26 protein-coding genes and 1 pseudogene are annotated in these 24,826 nt (G+C 25.2%); 3 read left to right on the top strand and 24 right to left on the bottom strand.

Annotation, left to right across the window (positions count from 1 at the left end; all coding sequences use genetic code 11):
- From AYC59_RS07865 to AYC59_RS01125, 15 genes are all read right to left on the bottom strand, one after another.
- A partial coding sequence (locus tag AYC59_RS07865; protein WP_169792205.1) for a hypothetical protein occupies positions 1-371 on the bottom strand: 371 nt, incomplete at its 3' end.
- A gap of 228 nt (positions 372-599) precedes the next feature.
- On the bottom strand, positions 600-1,655 hold the full coding sequence (murG, locus tag AYC59_RS01190) for an undecaprenyldiphospho-muramoylpentapeptide beta-N-acetylglucosaminyltransferase (protein ID WP_066894429.1): 1,056 nt from the start codon (positions 1,653-1,655) through the stop codon (positions 600-602).
- 12 nt (positions 1,656-1,667) lie between these two features.
- Positions 1,668-2,780 carry an FtsW/RodA/SpoVE family cell cycle protein gene (locus AYC59_RS01185; RefSeq protein WP_066894427.1) on the bottom strand — a complete coding sequence of 371 codons (1,113 nt, stop codon included), beginning with the start codon at positions 2,778-2,780 and terminating at the stop codon, positions 1,668-1,670.
- On the bottom strand, positions 2,773-4,146 hold the full coding sequence (murD, locus tag AYC59_RS01180) for a UDP-N-acetylmuramoyl-L-alanine--D-glutamate ligase (RefSeq protein WP_066894425.1): 1,374 nt from the start codon (positions 4,144-4,146) through the stop codon (positions 2,773-2,775). Before murD ends, AYC59_RS01185 begins: the two co-directional genes overlap by 8 nt.
- Before the next feature lie 10 nt (positions 4,147-4,156).
- Positions 4,157-5,245 (bottom strand): phospho-N-acetylmuramoyl-pentapeptide-transferase, encoded by a 1,089-nt coding sequence (gene mraY / locus AYC59_RS01175; RefSeq protein ID WP_066894423.1) that lies wholly within the window; start codon positions 5,243-5,245, stop codon positions 4,157-4,159.
- Complete coding sequence (locus AYC59_RS01170; protein WP_066894421.1) at positions 5,245-6,486, bottom strand: UDP-N-acetylmuramoyl-tripeptide--D-alanyl-D-alanine ligase; 1,242 nt, start codon at positions 6,484-6,486, stop codon at positions 5,245-5,247. Before AYC59_RS01170 ends, mraY begins: the two co-directional genes overlap by 1 nt.
- Before the next feature lie 132 nt (positions 6,487-6,618).
- The gene (locus tag AYC59_RS01165) at positions 6,619-8,514 is read right to left on the bottom strand and encodes an ABC-F family ATP-binding cassette domain-containing protein (RefSeq protein WP_066894419.1); all 1,896 of its coding nucleotides are present in this window, start codon (positions 8,512-8,514) and stop codon (positions 6,619-6,621) included.
- A 207-nt stretch (positions 8,515-8,721) separates the two neighbouring features.
- A complete protein-coding gene (locus AYC59_RS01160) occupies positions 8,722-9,681 on the bottom strand; it encodes a transketolase family protein (protein ID WP_066894417.1) in 960 nt (319 codons plus the stop codon).
- Positions 9,674-10,492, bottom strand: coding sequence for a transketolase (locus AYC59_RS01155; protein ID WP_066894415.1), 819 nt, complete (start codon positions 10,490-10,492; stop codon positions 9,674-9,676). Before AYC59_RS01155 ends, AYC59_RS01160 begins: the two co-directional genes overlap by 8 nt.
- Before the next feature lie 11 nt (positions 10,493-10,503).
- Positions 10,504-11,859 (bottom strand): PTS ascorbate transporter subunit IIC, encoded by a 1,356-nt coding sequence (ulaA, locus tag AYC59_RS01150; RefSeq protein WP_066894413.1) that lies wholly within the window; start codon positions 11,857-11,859, stop codon positions 10,504-10,506.
- 32 nt (positions 11,860-11,891) lie between these two features.
- On the bottom strand, positions 11,892-12,158 hold the full coding sequence (locus tag AYC59_RS01145; RefSeq protein ID WP_066894411.1) for a PTS sugar transporter subunit IIB: 267 nt from the start codon (positions 12,156-12,158) through the stop codon (positions 11,892-11,894).
- A 13-nt stretch (positions 12,159-12,171) separates the two neighbouring features.
- Positions 12,172-12,588, bottom strand: a complete 417-nt coding sequence (locus AYC59_RS01140) for a PTS sugar transporter subunit IIA (protein ID WP_066894409.1) — start codon at positions 12,586-12,588, stop codon at positions 12,172-12,174.
- Between the two features lie 4 nt (positions 12,589-12,592).
- On the bottom strand, positions 12,593-14,515 hold the full coding sequence (locus tag AYC59_RS01135) for a BglG family transcription antiterminator (protein ID WP_066894407.1): 1,923 nt from the start codon (positions 14,513-14,515) through the stop codon (positions 12,593-12,595).
- 446 nt (positions 14,516-14,961) lie between these two features.
- Entirely contained in the window at positions 14,962-15,855 is an 894-nt protein-coding gene (locus AYC59_RS01130) for a DUF7916 family protein (protein ID WP_066894405.1), read from the bottom strand.
- A complete protein-coding gene (locus tag AYC59_RS01125) occupies positions 15,852-16,409 on the bottom strand; it encodes a DUF4334 domain-containing protein (protein WP_169792204.1) in 558 nt (185 codons plus the stop codon). The genes AYC59_RS01130 and AYC59_RS01125 overlap by 4 nt, the downstream gene beginning before the upstream one ends.
- 141 nt (positions 16,410-16,550) lie before the next feature.
- Here AYC59_RS01125 and AYC59_RS01120 point away from each other — a divergent pair, with 141 nt between their 5' ends.
- Positions 16,551-17,105 carry a dual specificity protein phosphatase family protein gene (locus AYC59_RS01120; RefSeq protein ID WP_066894400.1) on the top strand — a complete coding sequence of 185 codons (555 nt, stop codon included), beginning with the start codon at positions 16,551-16,553 and terminating at the stop codon, positions 17,103-17,105.
- A 151-nt stretch (positions 17,106-17,256) separates the two neighbouring features.
- Here AYC59_RS01120 and AYC59_RS01115 read toward each other — a convergent pair whose 3' ends face one another.
- The 8 genes and pseudogenes from AYC59_RS01115 to crcB all read right to left on the bottom strand — a co-directional run bounded on the left by AYC59_RS01115 (position 17,257) and on the right by crcB (position 22,522).
- Positions 17,257-17,637 carry a restriction endonuclease subunit S gene (locus AYC59_RS01115; protein ID WP_066894398.1) on the bottom strand — a complete coding sequence of 127 codons (381 nt, stop codon included), beginning with the start codon at positions 17,635-17,637 and terminating at the stop codon, positions 17,257-17,259.
- A gap of 371 nt (positions 17,638-18,008) precedes the next feature.
- Positions 18,009-18,752, bottom strand: a complete 744-nt coding sequence (locus tag AYC59_RS01105) for a TRM11 family SAM-dependent methyltransferase (protein WP_066894395.1) — start codon at positions 18,750-18,752, stop codon at positions 18,009-18,011.
- 15 nt (positions 18,753-18,767) lie between these two features.
- A complete protein-coding gene (locus AYC59_RS01100; protein WP_066894393.1) occupies positions 18,768-19,631 on the bottom strand; it encodes a type II restriction endonuclease in 864 nt (287 codons plus the stop codon).
- A 2-nt stretch (positions 19,632-19,633) separates the two neighbouring features.
- Entirely contained in the window at positions 19,634-20,539 is a 906-nt protein-coding gene (locus tag AYC59_RS01095) for a DNA adenine methylase (protein WP_066894391.1), read from the bottom strand.
- An 83-nt stretch (positions 20,540-20,622) separates the two neighbouring features.
- Positions 20,623-21,072, bottom strand: a complete 450-nt coding sequence (locus tag AYC59_RS01090; protein ID WP_066894389.1) for a hypothetical protein — start codon at positions 21,070-21,072, stop codon at positions 20,623-20,625.
- 11 nt (positions 21,073-21,083) lie between these two features.
- On the bottom strand, positions 21,084-21,326 hold the full coding sequence (locus AYC59_RS01085) for an aminotransferase class V-fold PLP-dependent enzyme (RefSeq protein ID WP_281177372.1): 243 nt from the start codon (positions 21,324-21,326) through the stop codon (positions 21,084-21,086).
- A gap of 200 nt (positions 21,327-21,526) precedes the next feature.
- Positions 21,527-22,182, bottom strand: a pseudogene (locus tag AYC59_RS08130) (cysteine desulfurase family protein).
- A gap of 1 nt (position 22,183) precedes the next feature.
- On the bottom strand, positions 22,184-22,522 hold the full coding sequence (gene crcB, locus AYC59_RS01070; protein ID WP_245620600.1) for a fluoride efflux transporter CrcB: 339 nt from the start codon (positions 22,520-22,522) through the stop codon (positions 22,184-22,186).
- A 230-nt stretch (positions 22,523-22,752) separates the two neighbouring features.
- Between crcB and AYC59_RS01065 the strand changes: the two genes are divergently transcribed.
- Both AYC59_RS01065 and AYC59_RS01060 read left to right on the top strand, forming a co-directional pair.
- Positions 22,753-22,980, top strand: a complete 228-nt coding sequence (locus tag AYC59_RS01065; protein WP_066894382.1) for a hypothetical protein — start codon at positions 22,753-22,755, stop codon at positions 22,978-22,980.
- A 129-nt stretch (positions 22,981-23,109) separates the two neighbouring features.
- Positions 23,110-23,364 (top strand): hypothetical protein, encoded by a 255-nt coding sequence (locus AYC59_RS01060; protein ID WP_156445437.1) that lies wholly within the window; start codon positions 23,110-23,112, stop codon positions 23,362-23,364.
- 700 nt (positions 23,365-24,064) lie between these two features.
- On the opposite strand, the gene AYC59_RS01055 is transcribed toward AYC59_RS01060, so the two are convergent.
- Positions 24,065-24,826 (bottom strand): autotransporter outer membrane beta-barrel domain-containing protein (locus tag AYC59_RS01055; RefSeq protein WP_156445436.1); only part of this gene is annotated, 762 nt, incomplete at its 5' end.

Raw genomic sequence — 24,826 nt, 5'->3', positions numbered from 1 at the left:
GTAATATCTTTTATATGATTTACTGTTATATTCTTAGATAATAGTTTTCTAATCCAATTAGCACATCTATTAGTAATGAAAGTATTAGGTTCTTTAATTGGTATATCATCATTTTCAGTATTATTACATTTAATACATTTAAATCTTGAAAAGCTAATAGTTAGAATTTCTTTAGTATCAGGTTCAATTGGAAAATCTTTTAGAGATATTTTATGATTACTACAAATATGCATAGAACTTAAACAATGCTTACATTTTCTTGTATTGTTTGGTATTTTTTTAAGATGTGTATGAATGATGTTATTAATTTTTTCTTGTTTAATAAAATTAAATCCTTTAAATTTTGTTAAATATATGGTATTATTATTCATATGGGTAGATATCCTTTCGTTGGTTTTTAGCAGATTTAATGATAGCATATCTATCCATTTTTTTCTACAAAAAAGTAGCTCTAATTAGAATAATTTAACATTTATTCTATTGAGCTACTAATTTTATTATCCCTTAAATATTTGTGAAGAACCAAAAATTTATATTTTTCTAAGGTATATAATTCTGAAATATATAATATAAAAAGGTTTAAGTATTGACCTAAACCTTTATAAATTTGATTCATTAATATAATTAGCTATATTTTCAACAGCATTACCTGGATTAATCTTATTTATATTATCCCTCATATATTTAAGTATGTCATCATCTTGTAAAATATTTAATGATTCATCTATAGCCTTTGTAACCTCTTCATTAGAATACATTTTACTTGCATTAATAATTTCTAATATCTCTGCATTTTCTTTTTGTCCCACAAAATTATACGGTATTAATACAGATGGTTTTTCAAGTTGAATAATTTCAGATATAGTTGAAGCTCCCGCTCTACATAAAAGTAGATCTGAAGCAGCCATAACATTAAATGAATCTTCAAAATATGGAACAACTATAGTATTTTCTTTTTCATCAACCTTATCAAGACATTCTTGATATTGAGTTTTACCTGTCGCCCAATAAAGTATACTATCTGAATTTAAAAATTTATCAAAATTTGCTATTATTCCATCATTAATATTTTTAGCACCTAATGATCCACCCATAATACACATTACTTTTTTATCCTTAGGTATATTTAATTTTTCTCTTGCTTCTTCTTTAGAAATATTGTAGAATTCTTTTCTTAAAGGATTACCTGTAACTTTAAACTTACCTTGATATTTTTCAGGTATAGATTTTAATGTTTCTGGAAAAGCTAGGAAAACTTTATTTACATAAGGATATATCCATTTATTAGCTTGTCCCATAGTTACATTTTGTTCTTGTATATATGTTTTTAACTTTAATGATTTAGCTGATATTAATGCCGGTAATGAAATATAGTTTCCAAAACCTATAACTATATCTATTTTTTCTTTTTTTAATATACTTTTACTTTCATAAATAGCTTTAACTAATTTAATCATTCCTTTAACTGATTTTATAGGTATAATATCTAACCCATAAAATTTATACCCATTTGCTGGAACTAAATCTTTTTCCATTCTATGATTTGTTCCTAAAAATATTACTTCATGACCTTCTTCTTTTAATTTATCAGCAACTGCTAATGCTGGATATATGTGACCTCCAGTTCCACCAGTTGTTATAAGTATTCTTTTCATATTAAACCCTTTCTATTTAAGTTTATAAAAAACTTCATCATCTATATTTAATAAAATGGCTCCTAAGACTCCAAGTGATATAAACAGAGTCATAATAGAAGAACCTCCTTGACTTATAAAAGGAAGTGTAACTCCTGTTGTTGGTAGTATAGCTAAGTTTATAAGCACATGGAACATTATTTGATCTGCTATCATAAATCCTATACCTGCAATCACCATCTTTTCAAAAACTGTTCTAACAAATCTTGTAGAATAAAATATTAAATATATAAAAGCAGTAAATACTAATAATAAGATTACAGATCCTATAAGTCCCCATTCTTCAGAAAATCCTGCAAACACAAAGTCAGTTTGGACTTCCGGAAGATAAAAGTTTCTTCCCATACCATTTCCATATCCTGTACCAAATAATCCCCCACTACTAATAGTTTTTATTGCAAGTTTAGCTTGTTCTTTATCTCCAAAAAGTCTTGCAACCCTATATGGTGTTGAAAATATTGCTGCAACTCCACCCATTAAAAATATCATGCCTGTTGCAAATTGCCAAATTAAAGGTATATATCCGCAAGCATAATACATAAGGAAGAATATTGCTATAACTTGTATTGTTAATGATAAAGATTTTGAAGCAAGTATCAACATAGCATAAATCATTGTAATACCTAACCCTGATAAATATGCAGCTTTTTTACTTATCATCCTTCTAAATCCAAGTTCAATTATGAAAGCAAGAGTTATTATTAAAAATATTTTAGCAAATTCTGATGGTTGAAATTGCATAGGCCCCAATCTAAACCAACGTCTTGCTCCATTTGCAGATACTCCAAGTGGACTAAAAGGTAATAAAAGAAGTAAAAAACCTAAAGGATATATCCATAAAACGCTTTCTTTAATCTTTCTAATATTTACTATAGATATAGCAAATAAAATAGGTATACTTATAATTATAAGTCTTAATTGTCCAAAAAATATAGAACTATGAGTTGCACCTTGAGTATTTTTTAAACTTTCAGGCGAACTTATACTTAACTGTATTATAAGTCCAGTTATTACTAAAATTAAAGCAAGTAAAAATATACTTGTTATTAAACCTCTTTTAGTTCTTATATTAAAAAAATTATACATTTAAATCTCCTAAAATTTCTTTTACTTTATCTTTGAAATATACACCTCTAACTTCAAAGTTTTTAAATTGGTCAAAACTTGAAGTTGCTGGAGAAAATAGGAAATATCTTTTATGATTAAAGTCAAATGTAGTTTTTATGTCTAATATACATTCATCTACAGTTTCAAACATTCTATAGTTTTTATATCCTACTTTTTTTAATTCTTCTTCTATTAAGAATCTATTTTCTCCAAATATGTATGTAAAGTCTACATTTTCATTTATATCAAGTGCAAGTTTAACTAAAGGCACTTTCTTATCTTCTCCTCCACATATTAAGCATAAATGTTCTGGATAAGAATTTATAGCTTTATTAGTTGAATCAACATTAGTACCCTTAGAATCATTAATAAATATTGATTCACCTATAGTAAAGAACTCTTCCATTCTATGTTCTATACTTTTTGCTTCTCTTAAATAATTTCTTATAACCTTATTAGGTATACCACATATTTTTGCACAAGCTATGATAAATAATACATTTTCTAAATTATGTTCTCCTTTTAAACTTAATTCGTTTTTATTCATAATAAGTTTAGCTTGTTGATCTATATTAAATTTACTATTATATATTTCTTCTAAATTTCTCATGACATATATACCATTTTGATGAACAAATATACTACCCTTATCTACTCTACTAATAAATAATCTTCTAGGTTTAGCGTAATTTTCTGCATGTTGTAACTTATTTGATATATTTAAAAATTCATTATCATCCATATTAACTATGATATAGTCTTTTTTACCTTGATTTCTAAAAATATTAAATTTAGTTATATAATAATCTTCTACACTATCATATCTACTTAAATGATCAGGTGTAAGATTTATTATTCCTGCAACATGAGGTTTAATAGTTGGATTATTTTCAAGTTGATAACTACTTAATTCAAGTACTATATAATCAAGTCTTCTATCCTCATAAATAATTTCAGCAAAAGATCTTCCTACATTACCCCCTAGTTCAACTTCAAACCCTGCTTTTTTTAATAATTCATACATTTTAGTACATGTAGTAGTTTTACCATTAGTTCCTGTAAATGCAATTACTTCTATATTTTTGTCCATATACTCATAAGCTACATCAATTTCAGATTTTATTTCTATATTTTTATCCATTGCTTTTTTAATAAATGGATTAGAAAATGATATCCCTGGTGATTTTACTATATATTCCACTTCTTTTTCATCTAACATTTTCATAGCATCCGTTGTTTTTAATTCTGTTAATTTATCATCTATAAGGATAACTTCTTTTTTCTTAGATTCTAAAAGTTTTAAAGCTCCTTGTCCACTAATTCCTGCACCATAGATTATAATCATGATTTTTCTCCTATCTTATTTTTAAAATCATTAAAGTAAATAAACACATTATTATTGTAACTATTAAGAATCTTATTGTAACTTTTGTTTCTGGTAGTCCTAATTTTTCAAAGTGATGATGTATAGGTGCCATCAAGAAAACTCTTTTTTTATATCTTCTATATGAATATATTTGTATCATTACAGATAATGCTTCAACAAAGAATATAAGACCCATAATAGGTAATAAAAATTCTTGTTTTAATAGTATAAATACAGTCCCTAATAATCCTCCTATAGTAAGAGAACCAACATCTCCCATAAATACTTGAGCTGGATAGAAATTATACCATAAAAATCCCATAACTCCTCCAACTAAAGAAGCTAAAAACACACAGATTTCAGCTGCATCTCTAACATAATATATATTAATATATGATGACCAGTTATAATTCCCTACTGCATATGCAATAAGTAATAAAGTTGATGTAACAACTACAATTTGAGTGCTTGAAAGACCATCAAGACCATCAGTTACATTAACTGCATTAGATGTTCCAACTATAACTATCCACATAAATATAAAGAATAATATTGGCCCTATGTATATATATGAATGTTTAACAAATGGATTAATTATAGAATAATCTATAGTATCATTTACAAGTCCAAACTTATATACGAATAAAAAAACTATAAACGTCATTAAAGTTTGTGCAATAATTTTCTTTTTACTTGAAAGTCCTTTTTTACTTTCAGTTAACTTTAAATAATCATCATAAAGACCTATAGTTGAAAAAACACAAGTCATAATAAATAAGAAAACAGTAAATTTATTATTAAAATTACCTGCTATAATTTGAGCAAACAATATAGAAGATATTATTAAAAGACCTCCCATAGTAGGTGTCCCTGCTTTTGAAAAATGAGTTGCAGGACCATCTTCTCTTATTGTATCCCCATATTTTTTCTTTTTAAGCCAAGCTATAAAAGGCTTACCTAAAATTACAACAAATATAAGAGATAGGAAAAATGCAACTCCCATTCTTATTGATATAAATTTTAAAACTCTTAAATATGAAAACTGGTTTGATAACAAACTTTGAATATAGTATAACATTAATTAGTCCCTTCCATAACTTGTTCCATTTTCATAGATCTTGATCCTTTTAAAAGAACTGTTATTTTTTTATTAGTTTCTATTTTATTTATATCTTTTTTTATTTCTTCTTTATCCTCATACCAATTAACTACAAATTCAGGCTCCTTACTATTTGCAAGTTCAATTAATTGAGTAGCTTTTATCTTGTTATATAAATGCTTCATTCTTGGACCATATAAGAATAAATAATCAAATTTGGTATTATAAATATCATTAATCAAACCTACATGATATTCTATTTCTTTTTCTCCAAGTTCTAACATATCTCCTAAAACCATAACTTTACAATCTTCATTAAATAAAGTATTAAACGTTTCCATAGATGCTTTCATTGATATAGGCGATGCGTTATACGCATCATTAATATATCTATATTTTCCTTCTACTAATTGGAATCTTCCTGAAGTTAAAGTTATATTTTCAAAAGATACATCTTTTATACCCATTTCATTTAATAATGCTTTAACAAGAGAAATATTCATTTGATTGTGTTCTCCCATTAAATTAGTTTTATTATATTCTTTTTTTACTAAAACTACATTTTTTAAAGTAGAAAGATATTTATCTTCCCCATTTACAACAACTTTTTTTCTTGTATATGGTATAAGTTCTGTTTTTGCTTTAAATACATTTTCCATTGTTTTCAAATACTCTAAATGAGATTGACCTATATTAGTTATTATAGAGTAATCTGGATTTGATATTTGTGCAAGTAATTCTATCTCACCAAGATCTGACATCCCCATTTCAAGCAATAAATATTTATCTTCATCACTTGCTGAAAGTATCGTAAACGGCAATCCTATATGATTGTTATAATTCCCTTGAGTCTTATACACCTTAAATCCTTTTTGAAATAAAACACTATACAGTATATCCTTAACTGTAGTTTTACCATTAGATCCCGTTATACCTACTACCATAAAATTATTTTCATTTCTATAAAGATTGGCAAATTCTTGCATAAACTTAATAGTATTTTTTACTAAAAAACCATTTTTTACTTTTTTAGTCTCATCATCATATATTACAAAAGCTCCATTTTTTTCAGCTTCATCTATATATTCATTTCCCTTATTTATAGCAAAAAAAAGATAATTATTAGAAAGTTCTTTTGAATTCATACTAACTTTAAAATTTCTATCTAAAATATCAATTTTTTTACCTATCAATTTTTCTAAACATTCTAATTTATTCATTTTGATAAGTTACCTTTCATATATTTATATAATTTGATTATATCACTAAAAATATACAAGTTGCAAGGCTTGTATTATATATTATAGAAATATAAAATGAACGTTTTGTTATATAACGTCCATTCTAGTATATTATTCTGAAATTTCAGTCCATTTAATAAGTAATTCTTCCTCTTTAATTTTAAGATCATCCATATTTTTTTGAATATCCATCATAGCATTAACATCTCTGTCATACCCTGCTTTATCCATTTGTTTTTCTAAATCACTTAAAAGGTTTGAAATATTTTCTAATTCTTTTTCTATTCTTTCTATATCTTTTTTTCTTTTATTTTCTAATTTTTGTTGTTCTTTTCTTTTTGTATAATCTGATATTGTATTATCTTTAACCACTACTTCTTTTTTATTTAAAAGATTTTCTTTATACTCTGCATAATTACCTTTAAATTCTTGTAAACCATCTTCTGATAAATAATAAATTGTATTACAAACAGAATCTATAAAATGTCTATTATGTGAAATTAAAAGTATAGATCCCTCATAATTTATTAAAGCATCTTCTAAAACCTCTATAGAATATACATCTAAATGGTTAGTTGGCTCATCAAGTATTAGTAAATTAGCATTTTCTTCTGTCATTTTTAAAAGAGAAACTCTAACTTTTTCTCCACCTGATAATTTAGATATAGGTTTTAAAATATCATCTCCTACAAATAAGAAAGAAGCAAGTTTTGATCTTAAATATTCTTCTGTATATGATAAAGATGTATTTATTTCCTGTATAATATTATTATCCATGTATAGATTTTGATGATCTTGATCATAATATGAAATCTTAACTCTTTCTCCTATTTTAAAATCTCCATTATCTGCTTTTATTTTATTCATTAAAATTTTAAGCAAAGTAGATTTACCTATACCATTTTTACCTATTATACCTACTTTATCCCCTTTATACATATCAAAAGATATATTATTTAAGACTTTTTTATCATCAAAACTTTTTGATATATTATTTACACTTAAAACTCTATCTGCTGATGTATTCTTTAATTCAAATTTCAATTTCATTCTATTTGGATTAAATACAGGATTATCTGATTTTTCCATCCTATCTAATATCTTTTGTCTACCTCTTGCTTGTTTAGATTTTATTCCAGCCTTATACCTTGTAACATATTCTTCTATTTTTTTGATTTTTTCACTTTCTTTTTCAAAACGTTTTATTTCACCTTTTAATATCATTTCTTTTTGAATAACAAAGTCAGAAAAATTACCATCATATTGATATAGATTAGATCTTTCTATTTCAAATATTCTATTACATACTTCATCTAAAAATATTCTATCATGTGATACAAGTAAAAATGCTTTATTATATTTTTTTAAATATTGCTCTAACCATTCTATAGATACTATATCTAAATGGTTAGTTGGCTCATCAAGTATTAATAAATCTGGTTCTTCAAGTAATAGTTTGGCAAGTGTAACTCTTGTCTTTTCTCCTCCAGATAAAGATAAAATTAATGAGTCAACAAAATCATTTAATTCTAATCCTTGTATTACTTGTTTTACTCTATATTCTACATCATATCCACCTAATAAATCATATTCTATATTTAATTTATCATAATCAGATAATAGTTTGTTTGTTAGTTCTTCATTATCAGATAACGATAACTCTATATTTATTTTATGTATTTTTTCTTGTATTTCCTTTTGTTTTTCAAATACAGACATTAATTCTTCATAAACAGTATTTTTTTCTGATGAGAAACTATGATGTTGAGATAAATACCCTATTTTAATATTAGGATTAACAAAAACATTTCCTTTTTCATTTATATTATTATTACTTCCATCATGATTTTCCATACCTAAAAGTATTTTTATAAGGCTTGATTTACCAACCCCATTTAACCCTACAAGTCCTATTTTATCATTATTATTTATACTAAAACTTATATCCTTTAATATATATTCTGTATTAAATTGCTTATACACATTATTAAATTGCACCAAATTCATAATTAGTTTCTCCTAAAATCATTTAATCAAGCATATTATACATTGTTTTTGTTTAAAAATAAAGGGTAAAAAGGTGTATCATAAAGTTTCACATATAAATTCTCTATTTTTATTTTATTATACCATATGTAATTTACAAACACTAAGTTTATACAATAAATAAGATTATATAGCAAAAGAAAAAGGGAGTTAATCCCTTTTTACTTGTTATAAGTTATTTTTAACAGCCTTATATATATCTTCAGCTCTTAATTCATATTCTTCTTGTAAAAATTCTAATGTCCCTACTTGTCCGAATCTTTCTTTAACTCCAACTCTAACTAGTTTTTTAGGACAATTTTCAGATAAAACTTCAGCTACTGCAGATCCAAGACCATTAGTTATACTATGATTTTCAGCAGTTACTACAAGTTTTGTGTCTTTACAATATTTAATTATCATATCTTTATCTATAGGTTTTAATGTAAACATATCAATTACTGTTACAGAAATACCTTCTTTTTCAAGCATACTTGCTGCATTTTGTGCTTCTTTTACCATCATACCTATAGCAATTATAGTAACATCTTTCCCTTCTTTTAAAAGGTTCCCTTTACCTATTTCAAATTTAGAACCTTCTTCATATACCTTAAACACATTCTTTCTAGTTAAACGAATCCAATAGAATTTATCATCATTTCTATATACTTCTTCTAACACACTACTTAATACGTTAGAATCTGTTGGTTCTATAACTACAGAATTTGCAAGACCTCTTATTAGTCCCATATCTTCAAAAGACATATGAGTTCCACCATTATGAACAGCTTGAATTCCTGCATCAGAAGCTATAACTGTCATTGGATTTTTTTGGTAAAGTGAAGATATAAATATTTGATCTAAACATCTTCTACTTGCAAATGCAGTAAATGTATGAACAAAAGGTTTAAGTCCTGTAAGTCTAAGTCCAGCTGCTGATGATATTTCTTGAGCTTCCATTATACCTACATTTATCACTCTATCATTAAATTTATCTTTTAAACTTAAAGATCCTAAAGATCCCATTAAATCTGCATCAAGTAAAACAACTTTTTCATCTTTACTCATAAACTCATCCATTTTTTCACAGACAACTTTTCTAAGTTCTTTACTTTCTTTTACAGTTTCTCCATTGTATACTTTATACATCATATCCCCTTTCTAGTTTTTCAACAATTTCTTCTAATTGTTTTTTAACTTCAACACTAGGTCTAATATGATGATTCCCTTTAAATTCTTCTATAAATTTAACACCTTGTCCTTTTATAGTATCAAGTACTATAACTAAAGGTTTATCTTTTTGTGACTTAATTGCATTATAAATTGCTTCTACATCATAACCTTTAACTGTTAATGAATCAAGACCAAAAGAACGTGCCTTATCTTCAAATGAATATGGTTTTAATATATCTTCTAAATATCCATCTAATTGTTGTTTGTTATAATCTATAAATATTACCATATTATTTAAATTATTATGAGCAATAAATTGCATAGCTTCCCAAACTTGTCCTTCTTGAGCTTCTCCGTCACCTATAATACAAAATACTTTATTATCTTTTTTTTGTATTTTTAAACCTTTTGCAATACCTGAAGCTATAGATATCCCTTGACCTAAAGATCCTGTAGTAACATCTACACCTTTTGTTTTAAGTCTATCTGGATGGCTTGGTAAATTAGTTCCGTTTACGTTTAAACTCATCAATTCATTTACATCAAAGAAACCTTTTAATGCAAGGGCACTGTATAAAGCAGGCCCTGCATGTCCTTTTGATAAAACAAAGTAATCTCTATTTTCATCTAATGGATTTTTAGGATCATATTTCATTACATCGTTGTATAAAACAGCAAGCGTTTCAACAACTGATAAACTTCCTCCATAATGTCCAAATCCAAGATTATTTAACATTTTAATAACACTAACTCTAATGTCACGTGCAAAATTTTTAGTATTTTCCATATTTAATATCCTTAATCTTCTTTTTTAGCTATAAAGTTATGTCCTACAAGTAATATTACTATTGCAAATATGATACAAGTTATTACTGTTGGTGATAATACTTTAGAAGCTCCTCCTAATATTATACCTAAAGTTGCAAAGTCTGCATCTGAGAATGTAGATCCTGCAAATCCTAAAGTTGCAAGTAATGGGAATAATACTGCTGGTAATGCTGTTAATAATAATCCATTAGCAAATGCTCCTATCATAGCACCTTTTCTACCACCTGTTGAGTTACCAAATACCCCTGCAGTTGCTCCACAGAAGAAGTGAGGTACTACACCTGGTAAGATTAATGGTAATGCAAATATTCCTTTAAATACCCATAATAGAACTAAACCAACTATACCTCCTAAGAAGCTGAATAAGAACCCTATTAATACAGCATTTGGTGCATAAGGGAATACTATAGGACAATCAAGTTCAGGTTTTGCATTAGGAACTAATTTTTCAGAAATTCCTGTAAATGCTGGAACTATTTCATTTAATATTAATCTAACACCTTGTAATACTACGAATACTCCTCCAGCAAATGCTATTGCTTTAATTAATACAAATACTATATAGTTTTGTCCATCAGAAAGAGTTGAAACAAATTCACTTCCTGCAGCTATTGCTAGAACTAAGTAAATTACCATCATTGTTAATGAAATTGAAATTGAACTATCTCTTAAGAATGATAAGTTCTTAGGAAGTTCCATTTCTTCAGTTGATTTAGAACCTTTACCTACAGCTTTTCCTATATATCCTGATAAGATATATCCTAAAGTACTAAAGTGACCAAATGCAACACTATCATCACCTGTAATACCTTTCATAAATGGCTGAGCAAGTGCTGGGAATACTGCCATTGTTAATCCTAATAATACTGATCCAACAATTACAAGCATGCTTCCACTAAATCCTGCTATAGTTAACATAACAGCTATCATACAAGCCATGTATAAAGTATGGTGACCTGTTAAGAATATATATTTTAAACGAGTGAAACGAGCAATTAAAATATTAGCAACCATACCTAAAGCCATAATTAATGCAGTTGGTGTACCAAAGTCTTTTAATGCAACAGCTATAATTGCTTCATTATTAGGAACTACTCCTGTAATATGAAATGCTTGTTCAAAAATTTGACCCATAGGAGAAAGTGATGCAACGATTAAATCTGCTCCTGCTCCTAAAATTAAGAATCCCATTATAGTTTTAATTGTTCCTTTAATTACATCTGTTAATGGTTTTCCTTGTAATACTAATCCTACTAGAGCTATTAACCCAACAAGAATTGATGGTGTTTTTAATATCCCTACGATTAAATTTAATAATGATATCATAAAATATCCTCCTAAAATTTATTTATATTTTTTTATTTTAATCTTTCTGTTAATTTTTCTTCAAGTTCTGGCATGCTTATTATACTATTTAATATAACTATCTTATCTTTAGGTACTGTAGCACTTTCTGCTATATCTCTTCCCATAACAAATAAGTCTGCACTATTTGGTGTAACTGAAGCTAAATCTGAATGTTCTACTTCAGCCTCAAATCCTATTTTTTTCAAAACTTTTTTAACATTCATTTCTAACATAAAACTTGATCCTAATCCTGAACCACATACTGCTAAAATTTTCATTTTATTTGTCCTCCTAATTTAATATTTTTAATATATCTTCTTGTATTTTAGATTCTATTAATTTATTTATTTTATCTTCATCTTGGAATATATCAACAAGTCCTTCTATAGTTTCTAAATGTGAGTTTGAATCTTTAGCCGCTAATACAAATATTAAATATATTTTATCATCGCCATAAAAAACTCCTTCATTTACTTTTAAAAAAGATACACCTGTTTCATTTACTCCATCTTCAGGTCTAGCATGAGGCATAGCTAAATTTTCAGCAAGGACTACATAAAATCCTAGTTTTTTTATAGACTCTATCATACTTGTAATATATCTTTCTTCTATCTTACCTAACTCTATTAAAGGTTTAGCTGCAATTTCAATAGATTCTTGCCAATCTTTTGCACTATCAACCACTCTTACATTTTTACTACTAAACATCTGATCATCTCCTAATTAACGATTTCTCTATATATTTGATTAATTGTTTATAATCTTTTAATTCCAATATTTCTTTTAAAAAATTATCCTTCATTATTAATTTATATATATCACTTAATAATTCTAAATGAGAATTTTCATTTATAGTTGAAAAGCAAAACATAATATATACTTTTCTATCTTTAATCATAACCCCATCTTTTATTATTAATATTGACACATCTGTTTTTAAAACACCGTGTTCTGGTTTTGCATGTGGAAGTGCAATTCCATCATCAATAACCATATATGGTCCTATTTTTTCTACCATATTTATCATTTCTACAATATATTCTTGTGTTATAGATTTATGTCTTAACATATTCTTACCTAAAATATTAAAGGCTTCTTGCCAATCTTTAACATTATCTACAAACTCTACTTTATCTTCGGTCAAAAAATTAATCAAGGTTGATTTTGTTTTAAAACCTTTAAAAAATACATTACCATATTTGTTTAATAATAGTTTTTCAAGCTCATTTTTATTAAAATTAGAAATTTCATTTAAATCTTCTATAAAATCTGATAACTCTATTTTATCTTTTTTTCTTTTAATTCCTAAAAGCTCTAGTTTGTTATAGTCCTCTATCTGTAATATAGGGTTAATCTTTATAGAATCAAATTCAAGATCTACTGTAGTTAAGATATAGTCCACATTTTTATTATCCACTATATCTTTAGATATCATATATGATGGTAAAACATCTAATATATCTATATCAAATTTTTCTTTTAAATTGTATTCTAATATTCTTGAAGCTCCATAACCCAATCCACAAACAAGTATAACTTTTTTTCTATTAGTAGTTCCCGTTCTATCTATAGATGCTTTAAAGTGATATGCTATTAATGATAATTCTATATCTGTAAATTTAATCTCAAATATATTTTCCATTTCAGAAACAGCACCTCTTATACTATCTAATATACCATCTTCATTTATATACATTTGTTCATATACTGGATTTGTAAGTTTAATATTTTTCTTAAGTCTATAAATTGATACTTTTATATGGCTTAATAAAAAATCATATAATATTTTATCTTCAGTTAAATCTATACCTATATCATCACTTACTTCTTTTATCATTTTTTTTATAAGAAAGCTTTCATCAAGCCATGATTCAAGGTTAGGATTTAATGATAGCCCTATTATTATATCTGCTATAAAATTAAACCCTGCATTTCCTTCAAAATATTTTTCAAATACTTCCTTTATCTTTTCATTATCTTCATTTAAAATGAATGTATTTAAAGATTTCTCAGGATATTTTATAGAACAATATATTGAAAATATTAATTTTTGATATACATCTGAACTAATATTTAATTTTATTTTTTTAGAAATATCCTTTAAAAATTCTTCTATTTTAAATATTAATGCTCCATCTATAATTTCTAAGAAAAATTCTTTTAAATGCGAATTTCTATATATTTTATCTAGTATTTCTATCTTACTTGAATTATCAATTTTAATATAGTATCCCTTAGAATGTATATATTCTAGTTTTTCATTAATATTATTAAGCTCTGACTTTAAAGTATTTCTTGAAATATTAAGTCTCTTAGAAACTTGTGATATATTAAGTCCATTATCATTGAATATTAAATATAGATATATAAGATCATTATAGTCTTCTTTTGAAATATAGTTTGAATTTTTTAAATCATCAATAAATCTTTCTATTTCTTTAATTTGAACTATAAATCTATTATCTTTAATATTAATTTTTGATAAATCTCTTTTAAATAAATAATAATTTATATTACTTATATTATATTGTATTGTTCTTTTAGAAATATCAAAATATTCACATAAATAATCTATATTGATTTCTGGATTTTGTATTAATATTTCTAAAATTTCAATCTCTCTTGAATTTAGCATAACACTCCCTTCAAATTAATTATACCCTAAAAAAGTCAATAAACAATTTTCAAAGTTTTTCATTAAAATGCAAATTTCAGATCACTGCACTAAAAATAATAACACAAAAACACATAGAATTTAATAATAATATTTTAAATTATGTAAACTATATTTTTTATATCTGTTAAAAATTGTACAAGAAAACTATAAATTAGTCAAGCCTTTAATTAGATAGATTAAATAAAAAGAACACACATCAATACCTATGATGTATGCTTTCCCTTATTTTCTTATATAAAAAGTTGATTTACCTATACCTTTTCTTTCTATTTTTTGTCTTCAATTAATTTTCTAAGTAAATTTTCAATATAAGTATTTATTAACAGTTCAATATCATCTTTAACTTTTTATTCCTTATAAAACCAAAAAACGGCATAAAACCGTTTTTCTTTATTTATACACTATTATCTTAAATTTGATCTAGCTATCATATTTATTGTATGTCTAGCCCCTCTAATAGTCATAGAAATTTCAAATATATTTTCATAAGGACTAACTCCAAAATGACTACCATCACCTGTATGTTGTATATCAACTCCTACCATTTTATTCATAAGAGCTATTTCCCTTACAACTTCTTTTCTTGAACTTTCTTGACTTGTACCTATTGCAGACATAACAAGTCTACCTTTAGAATGTATATTTTTTACAATTTTTGTAAGTTCCTCTTGAGTTATACCAGGAACCGTTCCTACAGCAGGTACAAGTATAATATCTGCACCAGCTTCTATAAATTTATTTATAGCATCTTCATCTAATATATTTTCATTTACACCAGAACCATGCATTTTACCAGCTATAATTATTCCATCAAAATTAATTTTTGCAAGTTTTATAGCTTCTATTATTTCCTTATTTGTAACACCTGTTGCAGGATTTCCAGTAAGGCATATAAAGTCAAAACCTAACTCATTTGCACGTTTTAAACTTTCTATACTACTTTTTCTTCCATTTGCAATATTATCCATACTTTCTAACATATTAGCACTTGTATCAACAGGTTCAAGATTAACTCCTACAGGTCTTCCCACTAATTCTTTTAATAGTTTTATAGGTTCATTACTTTGAGGTAACCCTGTAATTTTTACATCAAATACATCTATAACATTCAGTAATATTAAATCTGCACCAAAAGCACGTGCAACCTCACTATTTGTAACACTTGGATCAAGAGATGGTCCACTTGCAATATTTTCTGAGAGTACAACTCTACCTTCACTTGCTTTAATAGCATTTAATAATTCATCCTTATTCATTTTTTTAAAATCACTTGCATTACAACTTAATAATCTTTTCATTTATTATCCTCCACATTTTCTCTACGTAAACTAAAAAAGAAAGTATCACTATTTAAATTTTTTATATACATATATCCCATTACGGTATTATTATCAACTTTTCTAAAAACATCAATTATTTGTTTATTATCATACATCATAGCACAGGTTATCACACCTCTATCTTCTATCATTCTAATTACTGCCTTACTCTTTTTAGTTGATATTAAAGGTTTTGCTAAAAAAACAAATGATTTTAAAAATAAGTTAGGTATTAATTTATAGGGAAAAACATAAGGAACTATATCTGGATTAACTTTAAATATATCACCTCTTCTACCATTAAAAACTAATGGATGAACATTATTTTCATCTACAAATTCTTTACCTCTCCATCCAACTATATCAAATAAGTCTGCAAGTGGGTGATTTCCTGCATATATTTGCCCACCTATCCAACTACCTTGCATCATATTTATATCAGCTTCTTCCAAAGTATCAAAAAAATTCCATAATTCTTCTTCTTTAAGATCTTTTTTATTTATTAATACATTAAATTCTTCTCTTTTATTCATATTTCCTACCATATATAGCATATATTATTTTAATATATTATACATCCTAAAAAGATTTTAAGCAACTTATATTATTATATATATATTTGTATTTTTATATATATTTTGATATAATAACTATAAAATTGAAAGGGGTTTGATATGAAAAAAATATTTATTCCTATATTATTTATATTTAGTTTAATTTCTTTTTCAAAAGAATGGGCAAAACCTATAAATACGGATCTTAATTTTTATCAAATAGATAATAATGTATACAGAAGTCAACAATTAGAATCAAGTGAAGCTGATCTATTAAAAAAACTTGAAATCAAAACTATAATAAACCTAAGATATTTTAGCCCAAACCATGATAAACAAAATTTTGGAACATCTGATTTTAAGCTAATTAATATACCTTTAATTACATGGTCTATATCTAATGATGAAATTGCAAAAGTACTGTATACCATAGAAAAAGAAAAGAAAAATGGTGGAGTTTTAATACATTGTTATCACGGTTCAGACAGAACTGGTTTAATTTCGGGAATGTATAGGATTATATATCAAAACTGGACTATTGAAGAAGCTAAAGACGAGTTAAAAAATGGTCCTTATGGATATCATACAATATGGTTTAATATATTAAATACATTTAAAGAAGATAATATTAAAGATATTAAAAAAGAAATTGAATTATTAAGAAGAATAGGATAGGAAAAGCTAAAATTTATACTTTTCCTATTTTTTTAGAGAAAAAAATGAATCTTGTAAAGAACATATACCAAAAAACTGAACAATATAATTTAAAATTACTATAAAAGGTGTTAAGTATATGTTCTTTTCTTACTTAATTTACTTAATTAAACTATATCTTACCTCTAAAAACCTTATCAAGTATACTTTTTTCAAGTAAAGAAATAGACTCCATTAAACTTAATAACTCAGATACCCTATTTTCCCTATCAAGTACTGATTCTAATATGCATACTATATCTTTTTGTTCTTCTATTGGGGGTAGGGGGAATAATAAAGCATTTAATGATGGAACATTTACATTAGGTTGTCCTGTACCTCTAGCTTTATCCTTTAATAACTTCCGATATAAATCTGTTTCAAAATATAATTTAAAATATCTATCAGTTATACTCATATTCGGTGTCATCTTTATTAAATATGATGCATAAACAGCCTTTATATCATCTGATATATTATTTATTAAAATATAATAACAAGAAATACTTCCCATATGACTCTAACGGAGAGAAAAAACTTTTTAATAAAAATATTAAGTGCTTCGTTATTAAAACACTTACAGGAAGTCTTTATTATAATATTAAGGATAATATTTATGTTTTAGAAGAAGTTAAAGAATTTAAAACATTCTCAAGTGAATTTAATTATGATATTGTTAAAGTTAAAAAAGAGAAGAAAAAATATATTCCTCCTCTAACTCATCCGTGTAAACTTGAATCCTTTAGAAAGTATATGATTAAAATTGAGAAAGACCTAGTTTAAAAAGAGGGGATAATCCCTCTTCTAATTTAGGTCTATATATTATATATTTTTTGAGACATTTTAATTTTTAATTGACAGACTTTTTAAAATATATTAAATTAATTATTTTTTAAATATAAACAAATATTCATGTGCTATTAATAAAAAATTATATTTTATACTATTTGTCTTCCAATAACCAGTTGCCCTACAATTATGTTGTTCTTTTATAATAATTTCTTTTAATTTAAAACCTGATTTTTCAAAAAGTTTCATAACTTCAAAACCTAAAGGTTGAATATGACCTTTTATTCTAGTATCTCCCATCAAAATTGCACAATATTTATCTTTTTTTAATACTCTATATGATTCATGAGCAACTTTTTCCATTTCTTTTAGAAATTCAGGTATTTTTAAATGCGATAGATCTTCTTTGATATTTTCACTATATTGAATTATATTAGCGTAAGGGGGATGTGTACAAATAAAATCTATTTTTTCATCTGAAATAAAATCTAAATTTCTTGCATCTCCTTTGTGTAAATAAACTTTTCCTTCATTTTCATAATCAAAATCACATTTAGTCTTACAAATATTTAAAGAATTTTCATTTATATCAACACCTATTATATTTCTATTTAATAATTTTGCTTCAATTAAAGTAGTACCACCACCTGCAAATTGATCTAATACTAAATCTTCTTCATTAGAATATCTCAATAAAAGATTTCGAGCTATGTATGGTGACCAATTTCCTCTATATTTAGCATCATGAGTTGCCCATTTTCCTCTATCCGGAAAACTCCAAACACTATTTAACTTTAATTCAAATTCTTCAGGTCCCCATTGTTTTATTTTTTTTACCATTAAAATTCTCCTCAATTATTTTATAACTTTAGTTATAATATCATTCTCTAAATCATTTATATTATAAAGGTGTTCTAACACATCAAATGTTTCTTCTAAATTATTTTTTGCATTTTTCCAACCTATTCCATCAGTAAACCAAATAAATGTTACATCATCTATTTCTTCTATTTCTTTAGTTATTGTTTTATAGCTTCTTGCCGTTTCATTTAATTTAGAACCACTTGAAGCATAAAAATTAGTTTCAATAACATATATTTGTTTTTTAGTTTTAATAACAAAATCAAATCTTTTTTCAGTTTTACCTGTATTAGATACAGAGGATAAATCAACTCCCCATTTTTTTTGGATTTGACTAATATACATTTCTTTAAAATAAGTCTCATCTTTTTTAAATCCTGCTTTATAAATAAAAGATTCAACTAAATCTTCCATTAAGTGTCCACCACGATTTTTTCTACCATTAGAATCCAAACCTGTTTCAACCCCTGTAACATAATCTAATAAATTATTAATTATTTTATTTTTAATTAATTCAAATAATCCTGTTTTTTCCATAAAAATCACATATTGTTCTAAAGAGTAATTAAGATTTTTAAAATTATATTTATATTCTCCCTCAAAATCAATAGCATATATTTCATTACTTCTTACAGCTAACAAAATCGGAATACATTTTAATGTTTCAGGATATTTACTAATTATATTTTTAAAATCTTCTTTGATATTTTTAGACCCTATTAATGAATTTAAAATATTTAATTCAACCTTTATTTTATCAACATTTCTAAAAACTTTTTCAAAATCAATATAGTATTTATAATTTGAAATACTTTCTCTAAATTCACTTAACCATTCATTAAAATCTCGTTTATTCATTTTCACTCCTTAATTTTTATATTACTAACTAAGATTTCTGTTATTTTCCCCCTATTTGTTCCTTTACTATTTATCGCTCTTTGTGACCTTACTCTTTTTATATGAAATTTCTTATAAAGTTCATCAAAAAAATCATCATCAATATTTTCATTTTTAGGATCTGAATTACTTAACAATAATTTTGCATTTTTTTTATTCAATAATTCAAAATACTCTGAAAGTTCTTTTTGTTCTTTATCTTCAAAAGAAAATTCTGTATAAGAAGTAAAAGAAGCCGTTTTATTTAACGGTCTATACGGAGGATCAAAATAAACAAATGTATTTTCATCTACAAAATTATATGATTTTGTATAATCTCCATAAACAATATTCACCTTTTGTAATTTAACAGAAATATTTAATAGATTTTCTTCATCACATATTTTAGGCATTTTGTAATTCCCCATCGGTACATTAAAATCTCCTTTTTTATTTACACGATAAAGACCGTTAAAGCATGTTCTATTTAAAAAAATCATCAAAGCCGCAAGTTTAACAGCATTTTTATTTAAGTCTTTTTTTAAAAAATTAAATTCTTCTCTTTTACTATAATAATATATTTTTCTTTCTTCTTCTATTTTATCCAAAAATTCTATTTCCATTTTTTTTAATAAATTTATCAATAAACCTACATTTTCCTTTATTACAATATAACAATTTAACAACTCTTTATTAATATCACTTATATATATATTCTTTAAATCGTATTTATTTAAAATATCAAATAAAATAGCACCTCCCCCTATAAAAGGTTCTGCATATTTATTTATTTTATCATTAAATGGATAAAATTTTTCTATCTCCTCAATTAATTGTCCTTTACCCCCTGCCCATTTTAAAAACGGTTTACATTTTTGTTCATTTTTCATTATTATTTCCTTATCTACTATATTTACAACGTTACCTTAACATTAGATTCACCTAATAAATCAACAAGTTTAGTTATAACTTCTTAATTAATTTCTATATTATACTTAGAATCCATTTCAGTAACATTTATTTTCCTATTTTCTACCTTATATATCTTTATCCTATTATTTCCCTTGTGTGTTTTAATAAGGTCTATAAGTTCATCCCTTTTATTAAAACTTTCTTCTATTTTTAACTTTAATTTTAAATTTTTAATATTTTGTATATCCTTAATAGCATATTTATCATCATCTAATTTATTATATCTAAATATACATATATCCTCTTGTTTAAATAAACTTCCTAATATATTCATTTCTCTTGGAAACAAAAAATACTCTGACCTTTCACTAACATCTGTTATAACAACATTTGCCATCAAATCGTTTTTCTTAGTTATTCTATTTTTTATGCTTTCTACATACTCTTTTAAGCTACCAACACCCTCAAGAAATGAATATTCCGAATGAAGCTTTAAATTAATGTATTTCATAAAATCACCTCTTACAATATTTTTTTCAATATATCTATAAATGAATCTATTTCATCAAAACTATTTTCTATAGAAAAACTAATTCTTATTGAACTCATAGCTTCATCAACACTTAAACCTTGTTCAAGTAATACTTGAGAGAACCTAAGTGATCTACTTTGACATGCAGAACCCCCAGAAACACACACTCCTTCCATATCTAAAAGTGGTAAAATATATTGTATATCTTTCCCTATAATTTGTAGATTTAATATATTTATACCTCTTTAATTTATTTTTACTTTATCTTTTAATATATCTAATTTGATATGAAATAGCTCATTAAATCATCTAATATTTTCCTATTTTTTTCAATATTTTCATTCATATATTTATACACTTCAAACCCAAGTATAATAGAATTAAGATTTTCAGTACCTGAACGTTTATTTATTTCATTTTCCCCTCCATGAATTTACTTTGTATAAGGTATATTAGAATTTATATAACAAAGACCAAGTCCTTTAGGTCCATGAAATTTATGAAAAGAAGCAGAAAATGCATCTATTCCCAATTCTTGAATATCCATTTTTTCTTTGATTAAATATCGAACTATATCACTATGAAAATAAATATTTTTATTTTTTAAAACTTTTGATATTTCTTTAATAGGAAATTTTTTACCATTTTCATTATTAATAGCCATAATACTAACTAAAAAGGCATCTTCTTCAATAGCGTCTTCTACGTCTTTAACCGATATATCTCCAGTCTTATCAGGTTTAATATATGTAACTCTAAATCCTTTATTTTCAAGATATTTACACACATTTAAAACTGAGGGATGTTCAATACTTGTTGTTACTATGTGTCCTTTACCTTTTTTTCTGCTATTCCCTTTATTATTAAATTAGTTGATTCAGTAGCACCCGATGTAAATATCAAGTTTCTACTTAGAATATTTAAACTTTTAGCTATATATTCACGTGCTTTTTCTATTTCATATCTTGATTTTTTACCTAAAGAATGAGTAGATGATGGATTACCATACATTCCATATATTCTAACAAGATCTTCTTTAAATATATCTAAAATTTTAGTACTAGCTTCATTATCAAAATATATACTCATTTTATCCTCCTAAATACATTCCTAATAAAAGTGCTAAAACAGATAAAAATACACTTAAAAATATATATATGCCTGCTTCAAAAAATCTATTTAACTCTATCATTTTAACTATATCTAAAGAAAATGTTGAAAATGTTGTAAATCCGCCACATAAACCAACTGTTAAAAAAACTTTAATATTTGGATTTATATCTTTATATTTATATGTAAAATAGCCCATCAAAAAAGACCCTATTATATTTATATACAATGTCTTATTATACGGTATATTTAAAAAAGAAAACGAATATCTAAATATAGCACCTATTGCAGCACCTATTCCTATATATATTAATCTCATTATAGCACCTCTAATATTTTTAGTATATTATACAATTTTTTTTAGTAATTTAAAAGGTAATTTACAGTTTTTTAACTTCCTTTTATTAAATAAATATGATAATGTTGTTAATGTCAATATAAAAATGTAAATAAAAATGAGAATGTCTCAAATTAAAAATATAAATGCAATTAATTATTTAATATTATTAGATTATTATGTAATTATCTTTAATTAAAAATGAGGTAATTATGAAAAGTATTTTTTTAAGAATGAATGAATTAAATAAATATAATATTATTAATGATTTAGTTTTAGGTAAAATTAACAAGAATAGAGCTTCTTTTATTTTAAATTTAACTCGTAGACAAATCAATTTATCATTAAATTCAAAAATGAAGGGAAAACTAGTTTTATTCATGGTAATAGAAATAAAAAACCTTCAACTACTATTTCTAAAGAAATTAATAATACAATAATAAAAGTATTTACTAAAACTTAAACAAGAAAATGATATTATTAAAGCTAAAAAAGAAATTAATCGTCATATTAAATTCCTAGAAGCTCTAGAAACTAAAAATTTGCACCCTACTCGTGCAATAAAAAATATGCCTGTGAATTATGCTTCTTCTCTTGATTGGGTTGGAAATGGCGAAATATGGCATATTCATACTGCTATAGATGATTCAACTAGTATGATAGTTGGTGCTTACTTTGATACTCAAGAAACTTTAAAGGGATACTACAATATAACTAAACAAATGATTACAAATTTTGGTATACCTTTCAAACTATACACTGATGCGAGAAGCGTTTTTGAATATAAAAGGAAAAATACAAATGATATTTCTAAAATACTTTAACTCAATTTCAATATGCTTGTAGTCAACTAGGTATAGAAATATCTGTTACTTCTGTCCCACAAGCTAAAGGTAGAGTAGAAAGGTTACAGCAAACATTATAATCAAGATTGCATATAGAATTTAAAAGACACGGTATAAGAAAAATAGAGCAAGCTAATGAATTCTTAAACCACTACATCCAAAAATACAATCAGTAATTTGCCCTACAATTAGATACAATATTAGCTATAATTGCTCCAAGGAAAATTCAAAGTGATTGTTTTATTAAATATAATAACAAGAAATACTTTCCATATGACTCTAACGGAGAGAAAAAACTATTTAATAAAATTCTTAAGTCCTTAGTTATTAAAACACTTACAGGAAGTCTTTATTGTAATATTAAGGATAATATTTATGTTTTAGAAGAAATTAAAGAATTTGAAATATTTTCAAGTGAATTTGATTATGATATTGTTAAAGTTCAAAAATAGAAGAAAAAATATATTCCTCCTCTAACTCATACTTGGAAACTTGAATTCTTTATAAAGTATATGATTAAAATTGGGAAAGACCTAGTTTAAAAAGAGGGGATAATTCCCCTCTAATTTAGGTCTATATATTATATATTTTTTGAAACAGATGTTTATAATCTAGTTATCTTTTCAGCTTGAGCCTTTACAGCATCCGCTATCAGTTTTTCTACTTCTTCTCCTTATTTTTATCTTTCGTAATTAAATCCTAAAACTCCTTTTACACCATATTTATTTGCACCATAAATTGATTTTTCCGCAGTTGCTTCAAAATATGTACTTAAACGTTTAGTTACAGGAATATTAGCACCAAATCCTGCTTCTATCCATACTTTAGAGTTTATTGGTTTAAACTCTTTTTTCCCTTTTGATACTTTTGTTGTATTTACAAATTCTTCCCATAGATTAAATAAGGCATATCCCATACCATTTTTATTATTTACATTAGTTGTAGCATATCCAACTCTTAATCCTAATCTACCTGTTAATGAATGACCTAAACCATATTTAACTCCTTGACTTAATATATCACTATTTTTACCAAATTGATAAATTAATTGTAGTTGTGGTTCAACTAAATATTTCATACCTTTTTCCTTATTAGTATCAAAATATACTGGAGCTCCTACTTCTAATGAACTTGTAACTATAACACCTGTATTACCTATTTCTTTTGAATTTAAATCATATCTATTCTTTAAAGCTGCAACTTGTAATACTGTATCTGCATAGAAATTTTCATTTTCAAATGTATCAGTAAATCCAAATGCAAACATATCTGTTTTTACTCTTCCAATTTGTTTTTCTAATTTTGAATTTCTAACTTTCTTTGTTGAATTTGAATAACCAAAATAAAATCCAGCTAAATTATTTTTGTTATAATCAGTATATACATCAATACCAACATTTAATCCTAATGTTCCTTCTGAATATTTTATATCATTATTCTT

The organism is Pseudostreptobacillus hongkongensis (assembly GCF_001559795.1).
Lineage (GTDB): Bacteria > Fusobacteriota > Fusobacteriia > Fusobacteriales > Leptotrichiaceae > Pseudostreptobacillus > Pseudostreptobacillus hongkongensis.
This window is presented reverse-complemented; position numbering and strand designations above follow the sequence as displayed.